Origin of the sequence: Bordetella sp. H567 (assembly GCF_001704295.1) — a bacterium.
Taxonomy (GTDB): domain Bacteria; phylum Pseudomonadota; class Gammaproteobacteria; order Burkholderiales; family Burkholderiaceae_B; genus Bordetella_C.
In genome coordinates, this window is sequence record NZ_CP012334.1 from 1,017,486 (window position 1) to 1,040,266 (window position 22,781).

Sequence of the window (22,781 nt, forward strand, 5' to 3'; positions counted from 1 at the left end):
AAGCCGGCTTACCAGTTGCCCGTGGAGATCCGGTACCAGCTATACGAGGGGTCATACGTGCTGTACCACTTCTGGCCCGTGCCATCGCGGATGATGTACTCGAAGCCGACCTTTTTCATTTCCGAGGTAAATGGGTTTCTACCCCAGTCCAGCGCGGCGCCATAGCTCAGCTCCACGTAAGCCTCCGAGAACTTGATGGTGGAGCCGTTTTTCGCGACGGTCGGAACGGTGGTGAACATCGACGACTGCGTCACACTGCTGTACACCTGCGAAGGCCTGTCTTCCCCGCTCTGCTTATAGCCGTTCATGTAGCATTTGAACTCCACGGTCAGCTCTCCCCCGGTATAACCGGTCAACAGCGACGCGGAAAAATCGGTCAAGTCCAGGCGCAGGGTGTTGAATGCCGACAGCGTTCCAAGCGCGATAGTCTTGTCAGTGCCCGGGTCCGGAGTGACTAGCGGTGGGGGGGCCACCCTCGGCGTATTCTTGGGATTCGGCAGGTTGGCGCGGCTGCCATCCACGCCCGCGTCAAACGGCGGGCTGGCCTTGACGTTCCCGTCGGCCTTGTTCATCCGGACATAGGTGAATTTATTCGAATCCCCCGCCGGATCCTGGATCAAGCTTGAATAATCGACGGGCAGCACGCCGTCCAGGTTTAGATCGTAGGCGAACGCCGTCGTATCGTTCATCACGACGTATCGCACATAGGTCCCGTTGTCCTCGTTATTGACCGAGACGTTCAGGTTGAACTGGTCTCCGTATTCGGGAATCTGGATATTGCCGTCCTGGTTGACCGCCGCGGAGGGCGGAATCCAGGCGTAGTCCGCTTGCGGATCGTCATTCCTGGCGAAATAACACATGGTGTTCTTGATTTCGTTTATACCGTTCATTGCAACCAGGCATTCGACAGCTTGATTGAACACGGTTGCTTTGGTCACGATGCGAACGGCTGCCTGACCGGTGGCTGGGTCCGTCGGGACGTAATAGAAGCTGCCTACGGGCTGCAACAATACCCGCGGCGGCGGCGGGTCGATTTTGATATCCACGATGTCGCTCCAGACATCGATATTGTTGCTGGGCTGGGCTGTGAATCGGACCATCGCGCCGCCCAGGGCCGCGTTGCCGGCGCTGTTCTGCGCTTCCATGGCCACGCGCCAGTACCCTCCGGGTGCATCTTTGTCTGCCGGAGTGGTAACGAAACCGGTATTGGTGATGGGGACCGTGCCCGAGATATCGGTGTAGGCCTGGTATGTCAGTTTTATTTGCTTCACCGTGCCGGCGTTATGCTGCTCGTCGTAGGGCGTCGCCGATATAAGGGTGAACGTGCCTGCTGTGGTCGTGGCCGAGACCTGCAGGTCTCCGACCTCTGCGTAATACGACTTGACGCTGCCCGCGGTCGACGACTGGATCGGTATATCGCTGGTCGGCATGCCCGTGAGCGTTGGACCCGATACATAAGCGAACTTGACCGTGCCGGGGCCGTCGGTGGCGACCATAAGCTGAATGTTCTTACTGCCGATGGGAATGGTGTCGCCCGTCAGTGATTCGAGGATGGAAATAGCCATGATGTGCTCCGTATTTCTATTGAAAACAGGAAGTTGACTAACCATGTGATCGTGGGGCGCCATCATGCGGCCAGCCCCGCGATCTTCCCCCGTCGAATTCACCGGCGGGGATTACCAGGTAATGCGTACTCCGACGTTGCCCCTCCATGCACTTTGATTGGGACCCGCAATGCCGGTCAGGTATGACACCGAGCTCCAGATTCCCACGCGTTTGGATATCTGCGCCGACAGTCCGCCCGCGACTTCCAATGCGGTGGTGTCCTGGCCCCCCGTCGACAAGGTCGTGCCGGAAAAGTCGGTCTTGTCCTTCGGGTTGAATTGCTGCCAGATGTTGGTCGTCAGCGACGGCTTGACCAGCGTGCGTCCGATCTGGAAGGAGCTGCTCAGCCTGGCACCGGCGCGCGCCGCGAAGGCGCTTCCCGAACTGAAGTTGACGCTGGAGTAGTCGTCCTTCGTGCTGTCCAGGTCGCTGTACTGCCAGATCAGCTGGGCTTGCGGTTCGAGCGTCAGGTTGGGCGCCAGTGCGATGGGGTAGCCGGCCTCCAGCGAGGTGGTGAGCCCATACCCGTCGATGGGCGCGCTGCTGCCGCGGTGCGACTCCAGCGTTCCGTTGTATCGCGTGCCCATCACGACGCCGTCCAGGTACCACCCCGAAGCACCCAGCCGGGTCCAGGTTGCCCCGAGCGAATAGCTGTCTATGCCGATGTTGCCGGAGTCGTAGTTCTGTTGGCCCAGCGCGAAGCCATGCACCGTGCTGTTAGTCTGGCCATAGGTGAAGAAGCCGCCAAACCGGTCTTCGGGCTGGCCGGGCGCGGTCCCGCCACGCTTGTACAGGTCGGTGCCCACCTGCAGGCCGGTGATGTTGGATTGCGTCCTGGCGTTAAGCTCGCCGCCGTAGCCGCGCTTGCGCTCTTCCCCGATCCAGCGTCCCCAGGCGCCCTTGGAACTGCCCGTCGCGGCGGCGCCGTCTCCATCCGCGCCGTCGCCCGCCAGCCCGCTGTCGCCGACGCGCTCGTGATAGGTGCCCAGCAAGGACATGCTTAGTTCGCGCGCGACGCCGGGCGCGGCCGAGAACACCGGTGCTTCGGGACGGTAGAGCGGCTGCGAATTGTCCGAGGGCGGCGTCGATGAAGAAAGATACCAGTTGTTCGAGTCCGGCCCCGTCGCGCCGAAATCCGAACCCCGATAGAGCTGGTATTCGTAAGGTCCCGCGGCGACTGGAGCGGCGAGCGCAAACGCGCTGTTGGCCGTGGTGCCGCCGTTGGCGACGGTGACCACCGGGATGCCGAACCCCGTCGTTCGCGCGCCGGCTCCGCCGGCATTGACTACCTTGACATTCGTATTGCCGCCAGCCGTGCCGCCGCTGATGACGAGGCGGTCGCTGGGCGACGCGCTGTCGCCCAGCGCGCTCGTGACCTGGTAGACGCCGCCATGTCCCGTATAGTTGCCGGCGATCGTCAATGTGCCCATGGATCCGTTGCCCGGCGCGATCGTGCCGAAATTGTCGACGTTGCCGAAGATGGTGCCGTTGCCGGCCAGCGTGCCGGCCGGCGCTATCGTCGTGGGCGAGGCGATGGAACCATTCACGGCGAGGGTGCCGCCCTTGACCAGCGTGTCGCCCGTGTAGGTGTTCGCGGCCGTCAGCACCGTGGTGCCCGTACCGGCCTGCGTCAGCGTGCCGCTACCCTGGATCAGGCCGTCCATCGTCAGCGCGTCGGACCGATTGAAAACCAGGGAACCGCTATTGAGCACGCCCCCGGCAATCGAGCCGCTGGTACCGCCGTCGCCGATTTGCAGTGTGCCTTCGCGGATCACCGTCCCCCCCTGGTAGGTGTTGTTGCCGGTCAGGGTCAGCGTGCCGAAGTCGCTCTTCACGAGCCCGCCGGTACCGGTCAGCTCGGACGCGATGGTGGCGGTGACGTTGGCGCTTCCTGGACCGCCGGCGCCTGTGCGAATAATCGTTTCGGGCCGTTCCAGGTTGATCGCGCCGCCTTCCACCCGGTATCCGTCTACCGCGAACTGCATGCCGGCGATCGAAACCGCGCCGTTGCCTTCGACCGTGACCGTGCCGGGCTGGCCCATGAATACCGCGAAGTGGCCGTTCGTCCAGCGACCGTTCAGCGCGCCATCGGATTCCGTCCAGTTGGTGTTGGACGCGTTCCAGGTGCCGCTGCCGCCGTCCACGACATTGTTGTTGTGGTTCGCGCTATTGCCGCCATCCCAGAAGTCCAGGTCGACCCCCGTGGTATTGACCAGATTGACCTGGCCGGGCGCCGTTTGCACCGTGATCGCCGCGGCATCGATGCCGGTGGGCACGGTGCCGACATCGATGCCGTTGTTCGTCAGGCTGCCCGTATAGTCGAACAGCCGGTAGATGCCGGGACTGAAACCGCCCAGGTCGGTGACGTTGACGCGCCCGTCCAGCGTCAGGTTGCCGCGGACATTGAACAGGCCGGTGGATTCCGGTATGCCGAGCGAAACATTGACGTTGGAACCGCTGACTAGCGTCAGGTTGCCGCCGAAGTTCAATACCTGCCCCTGCCGGCCGAGCAGCGTGCCGCCGGCCGCAACGCTCGTGTCGCCGCCCACCGTGCCGGTGCCGCCGAGCGCGGCGCCCGAGGCAACATTGACCGTACCGCCCAGCGTCCCATTGACCATCAAGGTGCCGGCGTTTACCGCCGTACCGCCACCGAATCCGCCGCTATTGCCCGTCTGCGTCAGCGTGCCGGACCCGGCCTTGGTAAGCGTTCCGGTTCCAGACAGGGCGCCCGACATGGCCATGGCGTAGCGCTGGGTGTCCACCGTGCCCCCGCCGGCGTTCACGGTAATGGGACTTGCCAGCGCCAGGTTGTTGACGCCTGCGCGCACGGTGCCGCCGTTGAAGGAAAGGTTGTCCAGGCCTGACGGCTGGCCGGTGACGTTCCAGGTGCCCGCGTCCTGCACGGCGACGTCGATGCCCGACGTGCCTGCGGTCGTACCTGTCCATTGGGCCGATCCGCCGATCGTCGAGCTGGCCGCCGATCCCGTGGCGACATCCAGGTCGCCCGTCCATGTCGTCGTTCCATCTGCGATCAAGGCCAGGTGATTGACGCCGACGGCCCCCGGAGCGTCCACCGTTACCTGTCCCACCAGCGTGGAATCCGTCGCGTGCAGGGTAACGTCGGCGCCCACACCCGGTGTCGTGCCCCGCCCAGGGCTGACCTTCATCAAGGCTCCCGTGCTGCCGCCGAACGCGGTAAGACTGGAGCCGTTCGTCAGGTTGATTTGCGAGCCCTTCGTGCCTTGAACCTGAACCACCGGGTTGTTCGCGGATGTCATCGTGAAGTGGGAGTTGTCGAGATTGACGATGCCTCCCCGGTCCTGGTTCAGGCCGTCCTCCACGAGGATGCCGGCGGAAGTGCCATCCGCCACGCCGCCGATATTGAAGGTACTGTTTTTGATATTGATCGTGCCGGCGTCCACGGTGTGCGCGCCAAAGGCCGACATACGGTCGCTGACGGTCGCCGCGTCGAGCCCGGTGGCATCCACTGTCGACGCTGCTTGCTGGCCATCCGCCGTGAGGATAGACAGCCGCTGGGTAGTCCCGTCAAGCTGTATGGTGCCGCCGTTCGTCAGGGCGACGTGGCCGCCGTTTTGCGCGATGGCGAAATATGTCGTGTTCGCGAGCGCCGCGTTGAAGGCGCCGCTGACAGTGATGGTGGAGCCCGCCCCCTGCGCGACCAGGACGTTGGACAGATAGGGGCCCTGGATTGTCGTCGGACCGGCGAGGGTAATGCTGCCGCCGTTCGTGGCATTGACGAACAACGAAGCCGCGGGCTGATTCTGCTTCAGCGTAAGCGGCCCGCTTGATTCTATCGTGCCGCCATCCGCCAGCATCGCTGTTGTGCCCGTGATGCTTCCGCCATCGCCGAGCCTGACTGTCCCGCCGCTGGACGCGCTGAGTCCGGTGGTTGAATTCAGTCGACTAAGAGGGGCGATGTCGATCGGCGTCGAGGCATCCGAGTAAAGCAGCGAGTTGGCGCCCGAGGCAACGAAGCAGGTGGCGATGGTGCAATTGGGGTTGGTGATTCGCACCGTGGCACCGCCCGTCGCGCTTTGCTGTTGCGCGAAAGCCGACGTCGACACCAGGGCGCCGGCGCAGATCGACCCTAGCAAAAGTGCGCACTGTGCCGCAGGAAATGGAATAAGAAAATTCCGAGCCTGATGGCGATCGCCGCCCCGTTCATCGGTGGGAACGCTTGAATGCTGCATGGATTTGTCCTTCGACCGTGTGGGAAAAGCAGAGTTCGGCCTTCGCGCCGCCCGTAAGTTCATACGTGGGCGAAGGTGCGATTCAACGTAGTGCGCGATGTGGCCACGCCCGGCGGCATCGCGGCCGCGTCATGCCGCTGGCTTACGGTTCGAAGGGATGTCTATGGCTGCGGTGGGAAAATCTGACGCGCGCCGGCTGCCGTCTCGTCCCATGACCAGGGCGCTGTCCACATTCCAGGTAAGGGGCGGGGAGACGGATCATGTGCGCATTCCTGATCGTTGGCTGGGTTACCGCACGGTTGCGGCTTGGCTCTATTCTTCAGGAAATGGACGGCGGCAATAGAGTAACTTCGCGTGACAAAATTGCTCGCCGGCGGGACACGCCGAGTCACACCAGGATGCGTTGACGATGCGCCGCGGCGCACGCCGGTGTGCTGATGGGATTGCGGGAATGAAATCGACGCGCGGGACCAAGCCGGATGGCTCCGTCCCGCGGTGGGGGATGCGGCCTTCGGGCTGGCCTTAGCAGAAAGCCTGGATGCCGGTCTGCGCCCGGCCCAGTATCAAGGCATGCACGTCGTGCGTGCCTTCGTAGGTGTTGACCACTTCCAGGTTGACCAGGTGCCGCGCCACGCCGAACTCATCGGAGATGCCGTTGCCGCCCATCATGTCGCGCGCCATGCGCGCCACGTCCAGCGCCTTGCCGCAGGAATTGCGCTTCATCAGCGAGGTGATCTCCACGGCCGCGGTGCCTTCGTCCTTCATCCGGCCCAGCCGCAGGCAGCCTTGCAGGCCCAGCGTGATTTCCGTCTGCATGTCGGCCAGCTTTTTCTGGATAAGCTGATTGGCCGCCAGCGGACGGCCGAACTGCTTGCGGTCCATCGTGTATTGGCGCGCGGTATGCCAGCAGAATTCCGCCGCGCCCAAGGCGCCCCAGGCGATGCCGTAGCGCGCGGAATTCAGGCAGGTGAACGGCCCCTTGAGTCCGCTGACGTTGGGCAGCATCTGTGAGGCGGGGACTTCGACTTCGTCCATGACCACTTCGCCGGTGATGGACGCGCGCAATCCCACCTTGCCATGGATGGCCGGGGCCGACAGGCCCGTCATGCCTTTTTCCAGGATGAAGCCGCGTATCTTGCCGTCGTATTCTCCGCCCACGCACTTGGCCCAGACGACGAACACATCGGCGATCGGCGAATTGGTGATCCACATCTTGCTGCCCGACAACTTGTAGCCGGCACCGGTCTTCACCGCGCGCGTCTCCATGCTGCCCGGATCCGAACCGTGGTTGGGTTCCGTCAAGCCGAAGCAGCCTATCCACTCGCCGCTGGCGAGTTTCGGCAGGTATTTCTGCTTTTGTTCCTCGCTGCCGAATTCGTTGATCGGCACCATGACCAGCGACGATTGCACGCTCATCATGGAACGGTAGCCGGAATCGACGCGTTCCACTTCGCGCGCGATCAGGCCGTAGCAGACATAGTTCATGCCGGCGCCGCCGTATTCGGTGGGGATGGTGGAGCCCAGCAGGCCCAGCTCGCCCATTTCGCGGAAGATGGCGGGGTCGGTTTTTTCATGCCGGAAGGCTTCCAGCACGCGCGGGGCCAGCTTGTCCTGCGCGTAGGCGGCCGCGGCGTCGCGGACCATGCGTTCGTCGTCGGTGAGTTGACTATCGAGCAGCAGCGGATCCTGCCAGTGGAAAGAGGGATTGGATGACATCGAAAAACTCCTGGTCTTGCGGTTTCAAATCGTTGGCCCCGGCGCCTGTCCGTCGTACTGGCCGCTGTCTGGCGGGCAGCCGAGGCGTGGCGACGAGGGGCAGGTGCTATCCGTGGCGGTACGCGGCGCCTCTCAATGCTTGGCCTTCAGCGCCGTGTCGCGGATCTTCCGCAGCGTGGTGGTCGGCGTGATCACCTCGGGGTCGATCAGGCAATGCAGAATGGCCGGCTTGCCACTGGCCAGCGCGCGCTGCAATGCGGGCGCGAATTCCTGCGTGGATTCGACGCGCTCGCCGTGGCCGCCGAAGGCGCGCGCATACGCCGCGAAATCCGGATTGCGCAATGCCGTCGCGGAAATGCGGCCGGGATAATGCCGTTCCTGGTGCATGCGGATGGTGCCGTACATGCCGTTGTCGATGACCAGCACCAGGATGGGCAGGTCGTATTGCACCGCCGTCGCGAATTCCTGGCCATGCATCAGGAAGCAGCCGTCGCCGGCCAGGCACACCACGGTGCGATCGGGATGGATACGTTTCGCGCCCACGGCGGCCGGCAGGCCGTAGCCCATGGAGCCGGACGTGGGCGCCAGCTGCGTGCCATAGCGCTGGAAGCGATGGAAGCGATGCAGCCAGGTAGCGTAGTTGCCCGCGCCGTTGGTCATGATGGCGTCGTCGGGCAGGGTTTCGCGCAGGGTCTGCATGACGGCGCCCATTTGCAGCGCGCCCTCGGTCTGGATGGATGCGGGGTCGCTCCACGACAGATACGAGGCATGCGCCGCCTGGGCGTCCTTGGGCCAGCCCGGCATGTGGCCGGCCTGGTCCAGGCCGGCCAGCGCCCGGGTGAAGGCGATGGGCGACGCATTGATCGCCAGCGTGGCGCGGTAGACGCGGTTCAATTCGCCGCTGTCCGGATGCACGTGCACCAGTTTCTGCCTGGGCACCGGGATGTCGAACAGCGTATAGGACTGGCTGGGCATTTCAGACATGCGACCGCCGACCAGCAGGACCAGATCCGCGTCCTGTACCCGCTTGAGCAAGGCGGGATTCAGGCCGATGCCGACGTCGCCCGCGAAGCAGGGATGATCGGCGGGGAACAGCATCTGCCGCCGGAAGGAAACGGCCACGGGCAACTGGAGGCGCGCGGCGAAATCGGCGAAGCGCCCCACCGCATCGGCGTCCCAGCGCGCGCCGCCCAGGATGGCGATGGGGGCGCGAGCGGACGCCAGCAGCGTTTCCAGTTCGGCCAGCTGCGCCGGCGCCGGCGCGCTGTCGATGACTTCATAATGCGGCGCGTCCGGGACTTCGGCGGTTTCGACCAGCATGTCCTCGGGCAGGGCGATCACCACCGGACCGGGCCGGCCCGAGGTCGCCACATGGAAGGCGCGCGATACCAGTTCGGGGATGCGTTCCACCTGGTCGATCTCGGTGACCCATTTGGCCTGGGTCCCGAAGACCGCGCGGTAATCCATTTCCTGGAAGGCTTCCCGCTCGCGCATGCCGCGCTCGATCTGGCCGACGAACAGGATCATGGGGGTGGAATCCTGCATCGCGATGTGGACGCCGGCCAGTGCGTTCGATGCCCCCGGGCCGCGCGTCACCATGCAGATGCCGGGCTCGCCGGTCAGCTTGCCATGGGCATCGGCCATCATGGCCGCGCCGCCTTCCTGGCGGCAGACCGTCACCTGGATGCGGGCATCGTGCAGACCGTCCAGGACGGCCAGATAGCTTTCGCCGGGCACGCAGAAGACATGCTTCACGCCATGCGCGGCCAGTTGGTCGACAAGTATGTGTCCGCCCAGGCGGGCAGGCTGCGGAGTCTGCATGGAAGTCTTAGTTCACGGAGATTGGGCTAGGGTATCCGTGAGAATAATGTTCCAAACGCGCACAGGGCAATTGATAAAAACGCACAATCAAGTGCGGCGGGGGCACGTTGCCAGGGCAGGCCCGCGTGTGCCCCCGGATGTTGCGGTGCGGAAATGGTGGCCGGTAGCCTGCCGCCCGGCGTTATTGCCCTTGCCGTGCCTGCGCCTGTACTGCCGGCGTGGCGCCGGCATAGCGCAGCGGCAGCAACTCCCGTTCGGCTTCGCTCTGCGTATCGACCAGCTCGATGTTCAGCTTGCTGATGCCGGTGCTGCCCAGGCTGGGCGCCGCGAAGCGCACATAGCGCGTTTCGCCCGCGTTCAGCATGAAGCTGAGACCGTCGTCGGTCCACAGTTTGTCGGTGACGACATAGCTGCCCGCCGGCCTGTCGACATAGAAGAAGCTGCCCGGTTTGGAGCGTCCGACCACTTCCTTGTTGAGGCGGACCTTGGGCTCGCCGGAAGGGCCGGAAGCGGCACCCTGCATGGGGTTGTACAGGACGATGCGTCCTTCGCCGGACTTCAGGGGCGGAAAAGACTGCGCCATGCTGGCATAGCGGGGACCGGCACATCCCGCCAGCAGTACGGCGGCAAACAGTCCGGCGATCCAGGCGCTCAGTCGGTGGGCGGTCATTGCATCTGCTCCAGGCTCAAGGGCGGGGTGTAGGTAAGCGGCGTGAATGAAGATTCGCCGGGGAAGTAGAAACCCACCAGCTTGTCCCCGGAAACCACCGGATAGGCTTCGCGCAGCCGTTTGGCGTCGATGATCAACGTGCCGCCCACCTTGCGGTAGACCTGGCCTTGCGGAATCGACCCTGCCAGGGCCCACTGGGAGCCTCCCGCCAGTGTCACGGTGGCGTCGTTGGTCAAGAGCGCCGACACGGAACGGGACAATTGCAGCGGCTTGCTGCTGGCTTGGCTCGCTGCCGGCGTGAATGGTGCGGGACGGATGACGACCGACATACAGCCGGCCAGGATCAGCGTGGCGGCACCTAAGGCCAGCGCACGCAGCGACGCGCCGGGCTTGCCCGGCGTAAGCGGAAACGGCATGGGAACCCCCTCGACGGCAAAGCGCGGAGTATAGGGACAGTGCTCAGATATTTCCAGCGGTTACAGCGCCGACTGGCGACTCGTTCATGCCCTACTGCACTGCCGCGCCGTTGCGCGCGATGCCTTCCTCATTCCTGGTGCGCGACGACGCACCCCAGAACCGCATGTTTTCCAGTTGCGCTTGTGCGTCCGCGGCCGAGGAAGTCAATTCGGCGCGAAGGAATTTCGCGCCGGCATCCCCGGAATTCGTCGAGATCAGGCCATCCGGGACGAAGCGCACGTACTGCACCTGTCCGGCTTCCAGGGTAAAGGTCACAGGCTTGCCGCGTTGCGCCAGCACGGTATAGGTGCCCGCCGGGCGATTCAGGTAGAAAAAACCGCCGGGTTTGGCGCGGCCGATCAGGCGGTTATTCAGGCGCACGCGCGGTTGCGCGTTGGCCCCCAGGCTGACGTCGGTGGCGGGGGTATACAGGACGATGCGGCCTTCGCCGGGCGCCATCGGCGCCAGCGAGTCGGAGACGTCTTCATAGTGGCGGGAGGCGCAGCCGGCTAGCAGCAGTAGCGCGGCGGCCAGGGCGGGGATCCGGCGGCGCAGGCGGGACAGGGTATTCAGGATTGGTATGTTCACTTTGGTCGCGATGACGAAGTAAGAGAGGGCTTTAAGTAATCATTTATTTCAGTATATAGCGATATATGTGCTAACACCAAGGCCTGGGCCGCAGGCGCGGCCGGTGTGGGAAACGCGCTCGCCGCGCCCCTGGTTTCTAGCCGGCCACACCTGGGATGTGCGCGGCGATTTGCCAAGGACGCACAAACTCATTGATAAAATCGCAAGATTCCAAGCCGAGCGATCCCGCCGGCCGGCCCCGCCTGGCGGTTTTCATGAGAAAAGGCATTCCCAATCTGAGCGCCCTGCAGGCTTTCGAAGCCACGGCGCGGCTGGGCACGTTTTCGCGTGCCGCCGAAGAGCTATCCCTGACCCATAGCGCGGTCTACCGCCAGGTGGCCAGCCTGGAGGCGCGCCTGGGCGTCCAGCTATTCACCCGTGTCCGGCGACGCATCGCCTTGACCGATCACGGCGCGGAATATGCCGGCCGTATTCGACATCACCTGGACCAGATCGAGAAGGACACCTTCGGCCTGGTCAGCCGGACCGGCATGGGCCGAAGCCTGCATATCGCCGTGGTGCCCACGCTGGCCACCACCTGGCTGATACCGCGCCTGGCCGATTTCAACCGCATGCATCCGGACATCACGGTCAGCCTGTCGACCCGCACCCTGCCTTTCCAATTCAAGGACCAGCCCTTCGACGGCGCCCTGTACCACGGCGATCACATCTGGCCCGGTACCCGCGGCGTGCTGCTGTTCCGCGAACGGGAGCTGGTGCCCGTTTGCGCGCCGGCCCTGGCGCGGGGCGGCCAGGCGCAGGGCGGCGCTCCCTTGGCCGGCATGCCCCACCTGCATTTGAATTCCCGCCCGGACGCCTGGCGGCTGTGGTACGCGGAAAACCGCTTCCTGTTCGGGCCGCAGGCGGCCGGCGGGCCGCGCTATGAATTGTTTTCCATGGTGCTGGCGGCGGCCCAGGCCGGATTGGGCGTGGGCCTGGTGCCGCGCTTCCTGGCCCAGGAATCGCTGGACGCGGGGCGGGTAGTCATGCCCACGCCGGCCGTGCTGCCCGTGTCGCACGGTTATTATTTCTGCTACCCCGAACGGGGCCATGGCGCGGACGCGCCGCGCATATTCCAGGGCTGGCTGCAAAGCGTGGCCGGTGAAGGATAAATGGCGCGGCGGGGGGCACAGTGCTTGCCTCGCGGCCTGATTCGGCGAGTCGGGCCGATACAGGGCGTCGAATAAATGTGTGTGGCCCTTTTTGGAATTGATCAGAGGGGTAATACCGATTGTTTCCGTCGGCTTTTCTGAAACAATAGCCCGCTAGTCTCGGACCGCATTACCCGTGTGGTTCGAGTGTTTCTCCTGACCATGGGAATATCTACATGAAAAAAACGCTGCTTTTTGCTGCTGTCGCGGCCGCCACCACGCTGACGTCCCTTTCCGCCCAGGCCGGGCGCCTGGACGATATCAAGTCCTCGGGCACCATCAAGCTGGGTTATCGCGACTCTTCGCTGCCGTTTTCCTATCTGGACGATAACCAGAAGCCCATCGGTTATTCCATGGATATTTGCTACGGCATCGTCAAGGCCGTGGAAAAAAATGTCGGCAAACCGCTGAAAGTGAATCTGGTTGCCGTGACGTCGTCCACGCGTATCCCGCTGGTGGCCAACGGCACCGTGGACCTGGAGTGCGGTTCCACCACGAATAACCTGGAGCGCCAGAAGCAGGTCAGTTTCGCGCCCACCACCTTCGTGACGGCCAACCGCTTCGTCGCCAAGAAATCGTCCAACTTCAAGACGCTGGAAGACCTGAAGGGCAAGACGGTGATTTCGACCGCCGGCACCAGCAACATCAAGTGGCTTACGGAGGCCAACGGCGGCCAGGCCACCTATCTGGACGGCAAGAAGGTACCGGCCCTGGGCATGAACATCATCCCCGCCAAGGATCACGCCGAAGCCTTCCTCACCGTGGAGAACGGCCGCGCCGCCGCCTTCTTCATGGACGACGTGCTGCTGGCCGGGCTGGTGGCCACCTCGCGCAATCCCAAGGATTGGATGATCAGCGACCAGGCCTATTCGGTCGAACCCTACGCCATGATCGAGCCCAAGGACGATCCCACCTTCAAGAAGGTCGTGGACGATGCGGTGGTCGCGATGATCAAGGATGGGACGGTGGAGAAGCTGTACAACAAGTGGTTCATGTCGGCGGTCCCGCCGAAGAACGTCAACCTGAACCTGCCGATGAGCCCGGCCCTGAAGAAGGTGCTGGCCAACCCGACCGATGCGGGCGATCCGGCGGCGTACAAGCAATAATCAGCGCTCGTCTTTGATGAACGGCGAGGACGGCCTGGTGCCGTCCCCGTCGATTTCCCTGCGCCGGCGCATCATCGCCGGCGTGGTTTTTCCGCAGGATCACACATGCATTACAACTGGAACTGGCCCATCTTTTTCGAGATGGCGCCCGACGGCTCCGGTACCTATCTGGACGCGCTGTTGCGCGGCCTGGGCTGGACGGTCTCGACCGCGCTGCTGGCATGGATACTGGCCTTTTCCCTGGGTTCCGTGATCGGGGTGATGCGCACCACCGACAGCAAGACCGCGCAACGCATCGGCACCTGCTATGTGGAAATTTTCCGCAACGTGCCGCTGCTGGTGCAGATGTTCATCTGGTATTTCGTCATGCCGGAACTCGTCCCGGCATCGATCGGCGACACCATCAAGCAGATGGCCCCGCCCTGGGGCATGTTCTGGCCCGCCGTGCTTTGCCTGGCCTTCTTCACGTCGTCCCGCGTGGCCGAGCAGGTGCGCTCGGGCATCGGCTCGCTGCCGCGCGGCCAGCGCATGGCCGGCACCGCGATGGGCCTGCGGCCCGTGCAGGTCTACCGCTATGTCCTGCTGCCGATGGCCTATCGCATCATCCTGCCGCCGATGACCTCGGAATTCCTCAACCTGATCAAGAATACGTCGATCGCCTTCACCATCGGCCTGCTGGAATTGACGGGCGCGGCGCGCTCCATGCAGGAATTCAGCTTCCAGGTGTTCGAGGCCTTTGCCGGCGCGACCCTGCTGTATTTCGCCCTGAACATCGTCGTGCAGTTCGGCGCCCGCGCGCTGGAACGCCGCGTCTCCGTGCCCGGCTTTGTCGGCTCGAAGTCCAGCGGCACCGGCGGCCACTAAGGGGAACGCGATGAACAATGGATTCGATTTCGACGTCATCATACGTTCGCTGCCCTACCTGTTCCGCGACGGGATGGTGTTCACGCTGAAGCTGACCATCCTGTCGGCGGTCGGCGGCCTTATCCTGGGCACCATCCTCGCGATGATGCGGCTGTCCAACAACCGCCTCTTCAACTGGATCGGGACCATCTACGTGAACGGCCTGCGCGCCTTGCCTCTGCTGCTGGTGATCTTCTGGTTCTACTTCCTGGTGCCTTATATCGGCGCCTGGCTGGTGGGATCCGACAGGCCGCTGGCCGTGGGCGGGTTCACGTCTGCGCTCGTCACCTTCACCCTGTTCGAGGCGGCCTACTACTGCGAGATCATGCGCGCCGGCATCCAGTCCATCCCGCGCGGCCAGGTCGCGGCGGGACAGGCGCTGGGACTGCGCTACTTCCAGGTCATGGGAAGCATCATCCTGCCGCAGGCCTTCCGCAACATGATGCCCGTGCTGCTGACGCAGACCATCGTGCTGTTCCAGGACACCTCGCTGGTCTACGTGCTGTCCCTGACGGACTTCATGGGCGCGGCCTCCAAGATCGCGCAGCGCGACGGACGCCTGGTGGAAATGTATTTGTTCGCGGCGCTCGTGTACTTCATCATCTGCTTCACGCTTTCACGCCTGGTCAAGCGGATGCAGACACGCATGGCAATTGTGCGCTGATGCGCGCGGCCACTTCAGGGGTTTATGAATGGCAATGATAGAAATCAAGAATGTCAGCAAATGGTATGGCGATTTCCAGGTGCTGACGGATTGCACGACCTCCGTCGCCAAAGGCGAGGTCGTGGTGGTGTGCGGGCCCTCCGGCTCCGGCAAGTCCACGCTGATCAAGACCGTCAACGGGCTGGAACCCTTCCAGAAGGGCGAGATCACCGTGGACGGAACCTCGGTCGGCTCGCCCAAGACAGACCTGCCCAAGCTGCGCTCGCGCGTGGGCATGGTGTTCCAGCATTTCGAGCTCTTCCCGCATCTGTCCGTGATTCAGAACCTCGCGCTGGCACAGGTCAAGGTGCTGGGCCGCAGCAAGGACGAAGCAATGGCACGCGGCCTGAAGCTGCTGGACCGCGTCGGGCTCAGCGCGCACAAGGACAAGTTCCCCGGTCAATTGTCCGGCGGCCAGCAGCAGCGCGTGGCGATCGCCCGCGCGCTATCGATGGACCCGATCGCCATGCTGTTCGACGAACCGACGTCGGCGCTGGATCCCGAAATGGTCAATGAAGTGCTGGACGTCATGGTGGACCTGGCGCGCGAAGGCATGACCATGATGGTCGTCACCCATGAAATGGGCTTCGCTCGCAAGGTGGCCAACCGCGTCGTCTTCATGGACGTGGGCGGGCATATCGTCGAAGACTGCGACAAGGAACAATTCTTCGGCAACCTGGAAGCGCGCTCGCCCCGGGCGCAGCAGTTCCTGTCGAAGATCCTGTCGCATTGATTTTTCCCGCGATAAGCGGGCCGGGCGCGCCCGGCCCGCCGCCGGACGCCCGTCTGGCGAACCCCACCACCCTGGGCATGTGAAAGCAGATCATGTGGGGGCGTGTCTTTCCCACGCCCATGCCGTCAGCGGAACACCACCGTCCGGCTGCCGTTCAGCAGGATGCGGTGTTCCACATGGCTGCGCACCGCCCGCGCCAGCACCAGCGATTCCACGTCGCTGCCGACCTGGGTCAGGTCCTGCGCCGACATCGTGTGGTCCACGCGTTCGATGTCCTGTTCGATGATGGGCCCTTCGTCCAGGTCCGGCGTGACGTAGTGCGCCGTGGCGCCGATGATCTTCACCCCGCGCTGGTGCGCCTGGTGATACGGGCGGGCGCCCTTGAAGCTGGGCAGGAAGCTGTGGTGGATATTGATCGCGCGGCCCGCCAGGGCGCGGCACATGTCGCCGGACAGGATCTGCATGTAGCGCGCCAGCACCACCAGGTCGATGTGCAGGTCGTCCACCAGCTGCAGGACGCTGCGCTCCTGCGCGGCCTTGGTTTCGGGCGTCACGGGCAGGTGGTGGAAGGGAATATCGTAGGAGGCGGCCAGGCCGGCGTAGTCCGTGTGATTCGAAACGATCGCCGCGACGTCCGCGTGCAGGTGCCCGCTGCGGACGCGGAACAGCAGGTCGTTCAGGCAGTGCCCCTGTTTGCTCACCATGATCAGCAGGCGGGCCTTGCGCCGCGCATCGTGGATCTGCCAGTCCATCGCGTGATCGGCCGCCAGCACGGCGAAGCGCGCGCGCAGCGCGTCGGGCGCCACGCTGGGCGGCAGGTCGAAGTGCACGCGCAGGAAGAAGCGGCCGGTCTCGTCGTCGCCGAACTGCTGCGAATCCAGGATGTTGCATCCCAGTTCGAAGAGCAGGCCGCTGACGCGATAGACGATGCCCGTGCGGTCGGGGCAGGATAGCGTCAGGATATAGTCGTTGTGCTGCATGATCGGTGCTTGCCCCGGGGGGCCTTCCTGGTTTTGGTGAAAGTCGAGGCGTCAGTCCTGGAGCGCGGCCACCGTGCGTTCCGCGATCGCCAGGCTGGAGGTCAGGCCCGGCGACTCGATGCCGAACAGGTTCACCAGCCCGCGTACGCCATGCCGGGCAGGTCCCGCGATGACGAAGTCGGCCGCGGGCTCGTGCGGGCCGGAGATCTTCGGCCGGATGCCGGTATAGCCGGGTTGCAGGGCGCCGTCGGGCAGCGCCGGCCAATAGCTGCGCACGGCCTCGTAGAACACGTCCGCGCGGCGCGGGTCCAGCGTGTAGTCTTCCTGGTCTATCCATTCCGTATCGGGACCGAACTTCGCCTGTCCGCCCATATCCAGCGTCAGGTGCACGCCCAGCCCGGCATGCTGCGGCACCGGGTAGATCAGCCGGGAGAACGGTGCGCGGCCCGCCAGCGTGAAGTAGCTGCCCTTGCACAGGTATTCGGGCGGGATGCTGGCGGCCGGCACGCCCTCGATCCGGCGGGCCAGGCCGGGCGCGTGCAAGCCGGCGGCATTGACCAGGGTGGCGCAGGACAGCGTCATGGCATCCTGGCCGCCGAAGCGCAGGTCGAAGCCGCCCTGGGCGCGCACGCTGCCGGACAGCAGCGGCGTATGGAATACGCACTGGGCCCCGGCGTTTTCCGCGTCGCCCTGCAGGGCCAGCATCAGCGCGTGGCTGTCGACGATCCCGGTGGACGGCGACAGCAAGGCGGCCGTGCATTGCAGCGCCGGCTCCATCCCCATCGCTTGCGCGCCGGACAGGCGCTGCAGGTCGTCCACGCCGTTGGCGCGGGCGCGCCGCGCGATGTCGTCCAGCATGGCGCTTTGCGTGGCATCCGTGGCGACGATCAGCTTGCCCAGGCGGCGGTGCGGGATGCCATGTTCGGCGCAATAGGCGTACAGCATCCGTTTGCCGCGCACGCATAATTCAGCCTTCAGGCTGCCGGCCGGATAGTAGATGCCGGCGTGGATGACTTCCGAATTGCGCGAACTGGTGCCGGTGCCGATGCCTTCGGCGGCTTCGGCGACCAGGACTTCGCGCCCGGACAGGGCCAGGGCGCGCGCGATGGCCAGTCCGACCACGCCCGCGCCGACGACGACGCAATCGATATCCGTGCTCATGCCCGCTTATTCCCGTTCCGCGGCGGCGGGATCGGGTGTCAGATCGAAGCCGCCGGCGTGATAGACCAGCGGCAGGGCGCCGCTGTGGCCGCAGTGCTCCACCTGTCCCACCATGATGATGTGATCGCCTTCTTGGTAGCGGCTGCGGTTGTAGCACTCGAACCAGGCGGCGCAGTGGTCACCCAGCATGCGCGTTCCGCCCGGCGCGCAGGCCTCGCGCATGCCGGCATAGCGTTCCAGTACGCTGCCGCGCGCGAAGCGTTCGGCAAGATGCAGCTGGTCGGCGCCCAGCACGTTGACGACGTAGCGTTCGCAGCGCATGAAGGCATCGCGCGAGCGCGAGTTCGCCGACAGGCTCCACAGGACCAGCGGCGGCTCCAGCGAGACGGAATTGAACGAACTGACGGTCAGCCCCAGCGGCTTGCCGTCGGGCCCGGTGGCGGTGACGACGGTGACGCCGGTCGCGAAGCGGCCCAGCGCGGTGCGGAAGTAGGCGTCGTCGAAATCGGGTGCGGTGGCGGACATGCGCGATGCGTCGTGGGGGCCATCAGGGCGACAGCCGGACGATGCGCCAGGACTGGCCGTCGCCGCTGCCGTCGGGTTCGTACACCAGCCGGTCGTGCAGCCGCGAGGGCCGGCCCTGCCAGAACTCGAAGCGATCCGGCACCAGCCGGTAGCCGCCCCAGTGGGAAGGGCGGGGCGGCTTGTCCCCATAGCGTTGCTCGCAGTCGCGCAGGGAGGCTTCCAGCGCCTCGCGGCTGACCGGCTGGCTTTGCCGGGATGCCAGGGCACCCAGCCGCGAGCCGAGCGGGCGGCTATGGAAATAGGCGTCCGATTCTTCCTCGGACGTTTTTTCGATGGTGCCTTCGATGCGGATCTGCCGTTCCAGCGGCTGCCAGAAGAACAGCAGGCAGGCATGCGGGTTGGCCGCCAGGTCCAGTGCCTTGCGCGATTCGTAGTTGGTATAGAAGACGAAGCCGCGCGTATCCGCGCCCTTGACCAGGACGATGCGCGCCGATGGCCGGCCGCGCTCGTCCACGGTGGCCAGCGTCATGGCATTGGGTTCCGGCACCTGGGAAGCCAGGGCTTCGTCGAACCAGGCAGTGAATTGGTCGAAGGGCGAGGCGGCGGCGTCGCTTTCGAGCAGGACTTTCTTTTCGTAGCTTTGGCGCAGATCGGCAAGGGACATGGCGGGGCTCGGGGAGGCGGCCGCTCATCGCGCGCTTGCAGGGGGCAAGCAGGGACGGGCGGCCTGGCCTGGGACAAGGGTGCAGTTTACCGCCCTTGCCGCGCCGCCGGCCGGGATCCCGCGGGGGCGGCAGGGCATCAGCCCTCCGGCAGCGTATGGCGCTGCGCGGCCAGCAGGCGCGCCACGCGGGCCAGCCGCCGGTCGTGGATGCCCGCCTGGTTCAGGGCCTGCGCCGTTTGCATCACGTAGTCGATGCACGGTCCATAGCGGCCGCTGGCGCGGCGCACGATGGCCAGGATTTCTTCTTCGGGCAGGGCAGGGATATACGCGGGACCGGTGCGGTCCATGACGAACACCAGGGCTTGTACCGCGCCTTCGTCCGTCGAGCAGGACAGCCAGCGCGGCAGATAGGCCCCGGTGGACATCTCCCGCGCCCACAGCTGCGGAAAGCATTTCGGCACCAGGCCGCCATGCAGGCGGTAGACCACGCCGCGGCAGGACCCGCCGCGGTCCAGGCCGAACACCAAGCCGGGACATTCCGGCGTGCCGCGGTTGACACGCGACCACAGGCACAAGGCACGATGGTAGCCGTGCAGGGTGGCCAGCCGCCGTTCCACGTACTCGAATTCCGGTCTCCAGATCAGCGAGCCATAGCCATAGATCCATACGTCCTGGTCTTGGCGCCAGTGCTTCAACGCGTTTTCCATGGAGGCATGCCGTTCCTCCTGCGTCCACAGGCGAAACGGCACGGCGGCGCCCGGGACGCCGCCGGCGTCGTCTTGGGTACGGGGGACCAGGGAGGTGAGGAAGTTCGGGTCAGCCATTTCCATCGGACCCGGCAGGCGGCGCGCGGTTCAGCCAGCCTGCCGCGGCGAGGGTCAAGGCGTAGGCCCAGAACAGGGGGGCGATGCCGATGACCGCGCCCAGCGCGCCGAAGGTCAGCGGCAGGGAGACCTGCGAGCCGTTGATCAGCGCCATGCGCAGCCCCACCGATTCCGCGGCCCGTCCGGGCGGGGAGTGCTGGTGCAGCAAGGCCAGGATGCTGGGCTGGCTGGAGCCCAGGGCCAGCCCGAGGGCAAAAGACAGCCCGATCAGGATGCCAACGTCGGTGAAAAACGGGTAAATCATGAAGTCCGCCGCGGCGGTGCCCATGGCGACGCGGATCAGCGTCCATGAGCGCACGCGCCGCTGGATCAGCGGCAATGCCAGGCGGATGACGAAAGTTGCCGCCGAGAAGGACGCGAGTACGATGCCGATGGTGGTGGCGGACAGGCCGATGGCGACGCCGAACAGCGGCACGATGAAAAGATGGCTGTCCCAGGCGCCCGACAGGATGGTGTTAACTAGCAGGATGCGGCGCAGCGGCGGCACCGCGAATAGCTCCATCACGCGGCGATCCGCTGCCGCGACCTGCACATCGGGGCGCGGCTGTTTGCGCGGCAGATGCCGCCGCAGTCGGTAGAGTCCCGTCGCAGCGCCCAATGGGCCCGCCGCCAGTAGCGCGAAGGCGGCGCCGCTGCCCATGTGATCGATGGCGAAGCCCCCCACCAGCGGACCGCAGAACCCCGACGCGGCCAGCGCGAGCGACATCCAGGAAAAGTTGCGCAGCCTGTCCTTGGCGTGGACCTCGCCCAGCACGTTTTGCGCGGCGACCTGGTGCAGCATGAAGCCGATCCCGATGCAACATGACGCGAACAGCAGGGAAATGCGGGTGGAGGCCATCGCAGGGGCCAGGGTGCCGACCGCCAGCAGCCCGGTGCCAATGAACATGGGCTGGCGTATACCGACTCTGTCCACCCATCTTCCGGCTTTTACCGAGAAAATCATCGGAAGCACCGCGAAAACCGCAATCAGCGCGCCCACGGTGAGGGTGGACAGGCCGATATGCAGGGCGCTGAGAGAAACGGTTACACGTCCCCCCGTCAACGCCACATGGTTGAGCATATTGATCAGGCACAAGGACACCGCTCCGGAGGCGGAGACGGCTATCGGCGCGATCGAGGGGGATGATTCTGGCTGGGACACGGTGAATGTGTCCTATTCTGTCCCTATCTCCCCCCTATGTCGAGTCGACTGAAGTATGAGGGCGTCGCAGTAACATTTAAGCAACATTGTGCAAGCCGGGGCGGCACACCGGTGTGGCAAGGCGTAAACATTGTGGAACAGTGGCGGAACCCGGGCCGGCCGCTTGCCGCTGTGGTTAACATTCGCCGGATTTCCCTATGGACCAGGGGGCGGGCGCCCGCCCATGCGCCTCGCACCGTTCGCCATGAGACTAGGCATTACCTTCAAACTGTTCCTGGCCATCCTCGCCACCAGCCTGGCGGTGACGCTGGCCATGGGAAGCGCCGTGCGCTGGAACTTCGAGCGCCATTTCCTTTCGTACGTCAAGGAAAGGGAACTACGGCGAGTCGAGCGGATGCGGCAATCACTGGCGGACTTGTACCGCGAGCGTGGCAGTTGGGACGCCCTGCGGGGCAACCCCTCGCTGTGGAACCATATCCTGACCGTTCCCCCCGGCGATCCCGCCGGCCGCCGGCATCCGCCGCCCCACGGCGTGCTCGAATGGTTGTCGGAAGTGGATCCCAACCTGGCCCCGCCACCGCCGCCGGACATGGCGGAACCGGACTGGGCCCGCGGCCGCGACTTCCTGGCCTTGCCGTTCACGCTGCTGGACAACCAGATGCGCGTGGTCGCCGGCTATTCGGCGCCGGCGCCGGGCGCGCCGCGGCGCGCCGTCGATGTGGACGGCATGACCGTGGGCTGGCTGGTGACGCCGTTTCCCAACCGCTTGCCCAGCGAAGCGGACCAGCGCTTCCAGCGGGAGCAGTCCGAGGCCACCTGGGTCATCGGCATGCTGGCCGCGCTGCTGGCGGCCGCGGTGAGCATCTTCCTGGCGCGGATTTTCCTGGCGCCGGTGCGGCGCCTCGCCAGCGCCACCCACCGGCTGTCGGCGGGCGACTACACGACACGCGTGAACGTGACGTCGGCCGACGAACTGGGCCGCCTGGGGCAGGACTTCAATCGGCTGGCGCATACCCTCGAACGCAATGAAGCCCTGCGGCGCGAGATGGTGGCCGATATCTCGCACGAGTTGCGGACACCGCTGGCGGTGCTGCGTGGCGAGATGGAAGCCTTGCAGGATGGCGTGCGGACCTTTTCCCAGGACGCGTTGGCATCGTTGCAGGCAGAGGTTTCCTTGCTCAGCAAACTGATCGACGATCTGTACGAGCTGTCGCTGGCCGACGTGGGCGCGCTGTCGTATCGCATGCTGCCGGTGGACATGGCCGGGATTGCCGAGCAATCCGTGGAGACGTATCGTGAACGCTTCGGGGCGCGTCGCCTGCGGGTGGAGACGGACGTCGGCACGGCGCCGTGCGTGATCGAAGGCGATGCGCAGCGCCTGACCCAGTTGATGAGCAATCTGCTGGAAAACACCCTGCGCTATACCGACCCGGACGGCGTGGTGCGGATTTCCGTGCGCACCGAGGGCAATACGGTGGCGGTGGAATGCCAGGATTCCGCGCCTGGCGTGCCGCCGCAGTTCCTGCCGCGGCTGTTCGACCGCCTATTTCGCGTCGACCCGTCGCGCTCGCGCGAAAGTGGCGGCGCCGGCCTGGGCCTGGCGATTTGCCAGCGCATCGTCGAATCGCACCGCGGCACCATCCAGGCCATGCCCTCCGAACTGGGGGGCTTGTGCGTGCGTATCGTTTTTCCCGCGGCCCATGGGGCCGGGGCCTGAGAGACAC

At 65.1% G+C, this 22,781-nt stretch carries 19 protein-coding genes; 6 read left to right on the forward strand and 13 right to left on the reverse strand.

Going from position 1 to position 22,781, the window contains the following annotated elements:
- Window positions 1-8: 8 nt before the first annotated feature.
- From AKI39_RS04580 to AKI39_RS04610, 7 genes are all read right to left on the reverse strand, one after another.
- Window positions 9-1,565, reverse strand: coding sequence for a hypothetical protein (locus AKI39_RS04580; RefSeq protein ID WP_066632931.1), 1,557 nt, complete (start codon window positions 1,563-1,565; stop codon window positions 9-11).
- A 111-nt stretch (window positions 1,566-1,676) separates the two neighbouring features.
- Complete coding sequence (locus tag AKI39_RS04585; protein ID WP_158515151.1) at window positions 1,677-5,690, reverse strand: autotransporter outer membrane beta-barrel domain-containing protein; 4,014 nt, start codon at window positions 5,688-5,690, stop codon at window positions 1,677-1,679.
- A gap of 648 nt (window positions 5,691-6,338) precedes the next feature.
- Window positions 6,339-7,532 (reverse strand): acyl-CoA dehydrogenase, encoded by a 1,194-nt coding sequence (locus AKI39_RS04590; protein ID WP_066632937.1) that lies wholly within the window; start codon window positions 7,530-7,532, stop codon window positions 6,339-6,341.
- A gap of 132 nt (window positions 7,533-7,664) precedes the next feature.
- Complete coding sequence (locus AKI39_RS04595) at window positions 7,665-9,353, reverse strand: thiamine pyrophosphate-binding protein (protein ID WP_066632940.1); 1,689 nt, start codon at window positions 9,351-9,353, stop codon at window positions 7,665-7,667.
- Window positions 9,354-9,534: 181 nt separating this feature from the next.
- Entirely contained in the window at window positions 9,535-10,023 is a 489-nt protein-coding gene (locus AKI39_RS04600; protein ID WP_066632942.1) for a DUF2846 domain-containing protein, read from the reverse strand.
- Complete coding sequence (locus AKI39_RS04605; protein ID WP_066632945.1) at window positions 10,020-10,439, reverse strand: hypothetical protein; 420 nt, start codon at window positions 10,437-10,439, stop codon at window positions 10,020-10,022. Before AKI39_RS04605 ends, AKI39_RS04600 begins: the two co-directional genes overlap by 4 nt.
- Before the next feature lie 91 nt (window positions 10,440-10,530).
- The gene (locus AKI39_RS04610) at window positions 10,531-11,067 is read right to left on the reverse strand and encodes a DUF2846 domain-containing protein (protein ID WP_158515152.1); all 537 of its coding nucleotides are present in this window, start codon (window positions 11,065-11,067) and stop codon (window positions 10,531-10,533) included.
- Between the two features lie 254 nt (window positions 11,068-11,321).
- Between AKI39_RS04610 and AKI39_RS04615 the strand changes: the two genes are divergently transcribed.
- The 5 genes from AKI39_RS04615 (at window position 11,322) to AKI39_RS04635 (ending at window position 15,702) form a co-directional block, all read left to right on the forward strand.
- Window positions 11,322-12,218 carry a LysR substrate-binding domain-containing protein gene (locus AKI39_RS04615; protein WP_066642195.1) on the forward strand — a complete coding sequence of 299 codons (897 nt, stop codon included), beginning with the start codon at window positions 11,322-11,324 and terminating at the stop codon, window positions 12,216-12,218.
- Between the two features lie 215 nt (window positions 12,219-12,433).
- The gene (locus tag AKI39_RS04620; RefSeq protein ID WP_066632947.1) at window positions 12,434-13,363 is read left to right on the forward strand and encodes an amino acid ABC transporter substrate-binding protein; all 930 of its coding nucleotides are present in this window, start codon (window positions 12,434-12,436) and stop codon (window positions 13,361-13,363) included.
- Window positions 13,364-13,468: 105 nt separating this feature from the next.
- On the forward strand, window positions 13,469-14,227 hold the full coding sequence (locus AKI39_RS04625; RefSeq protein ID WP_066632949.1) for an amino acid ABC transporter permease: 759 nt from the start codon (window positions 13,469-13,471) through the stop codon (window positions 14,225-14,227).
- Between the two features lie 10 nt (window positions 14,228-14,237).
- Window positions 14,238-14,930 (forward strand): amino acid ABC transporter permease, encoded by a 693-nt coding sequence (locus AKI39_RS04630; protein ID WP_066632952.1) that lies wholly within the window; start codon window positions 14,238-14,240, stop codon window positions 14,928-14,930.
- A 34-nt stretch (window positions 14,931-14,964) separates the two neighbouring features.
- Window positions 14,965-15,702 carry an amino acid ABC transporter ATP-binding protein gene (locus AKI39_RS04635; protein ID WP_066632954.1) on the forward strand — a complete coding sequence of 246 codons (738 nt, stop codon included), beginning with the start codon at window positions 14,965-14,967 and terminating at the stop codon, window positions 15,700-15,702.
- Between the two features lie 125 nt (window positions 15,703-15,827).
- Here AKI39_RS04635 and purU read toward each other — a convergent pair whose 3' ends face one another.
- The 6 genes from purU to AKI39_RS04665 form a co-directional block, all read right to left on the reverse strand.
- Window positions 15,828-16,682, reverse strand: coding sequence for a formyltetrahydrofolate deformylase (purU, locus tag AKI39_RS04640; RefSeq protein ID WP_066632956.1), 855 nt, complete (start codon window positions 16,680-16,682; stop codon window positions 15,828-15,830).
- A gap of 51 nt (window positions 16,683-16,733) precedes the next feature.
- The gene (locus AKI39_RS04645; protein ID WP_066632958.1) at window positions 16,734-17,843 is read right to left on the reverse strand and encodes an NAD(P)/FAD-dependent oxidoreductase; all 1,110 of its coding nucleotides are present in this window, start codon (window positions 17,841-17,843) and stop codon (window positions 16,734-16,736) included.
- Window positions 17,844-17,849: 6 nt separating this feature from the next.
- Window positions 17,850-18,368 (reverse strand): flavin reductase family protein, encoded by a 519-nt coding sequence (locus AKI39_RS04650; RefSeq protein WP_066632961.1) that lies wholly within the window; start codon window positions 18,366-18,368, stop codon window positions 17,850-17,852.
- A 22-nt stretch (window positions 18,369-18,390) separates the two neighbouring features.
- Window positions 18,391-19,032: a pyridoxamine 5'-phosphate oxidase gene (gene pdxH, locus AKI39_RS04655; protein WP_066632963.1), complete on the reverse strand. Its 642-nt coding sequence runs from the start codon at window positions 19,030-19,032 to the stop codon at window positions 18,391-18,393.
- Window positions 19,033-19,169: 137 nt separating this feature from the next.
- On the reverse strand, window positions 19,170-19,739 hold the full coding sequence (locus tag AKI39_RS04660) for a gamma-glutamylcyclotransferase (RefSeq protein ID WP_083229070.1): 570 nt from the start codon (window positions 19,737-19,739) through the stop codon (window positions 19,170-19,172).
- 109 nt (window positions 19,740-19,848) lie between these two features.
- On the reverse strand, window positions 19,849-21,057 hold the full coding sequence (locus AKI39_RS04665) for an MFS transporter (protein ID WP_443103018.1): 1,209 nt from the start codon (window positions 21,055-21,057) through the stop codon (window positions 19,849-19,851).
- A 244-nt stretch (window positions 21,058-21,301) separates the two neighbouring features.
- Between AKI39_RS04665 and AKI39_RS04670 the strand changes: the two genes are divergently transcribed.
- Window positions 21,302-22,774: an ATP-binding protein gene (locus tag AKI39_RS04670; RefSeq protein WP_066642208.1), complete on the forward strand. Its 1,473-nt coding sequence runs from the start codon at window positions 21,302-21,304 to the stop codon at window positions 22,772-22,774.
- The last annotated feature ends 7 nt before the right edge of the window (window positions 22,775-22,781 follow it).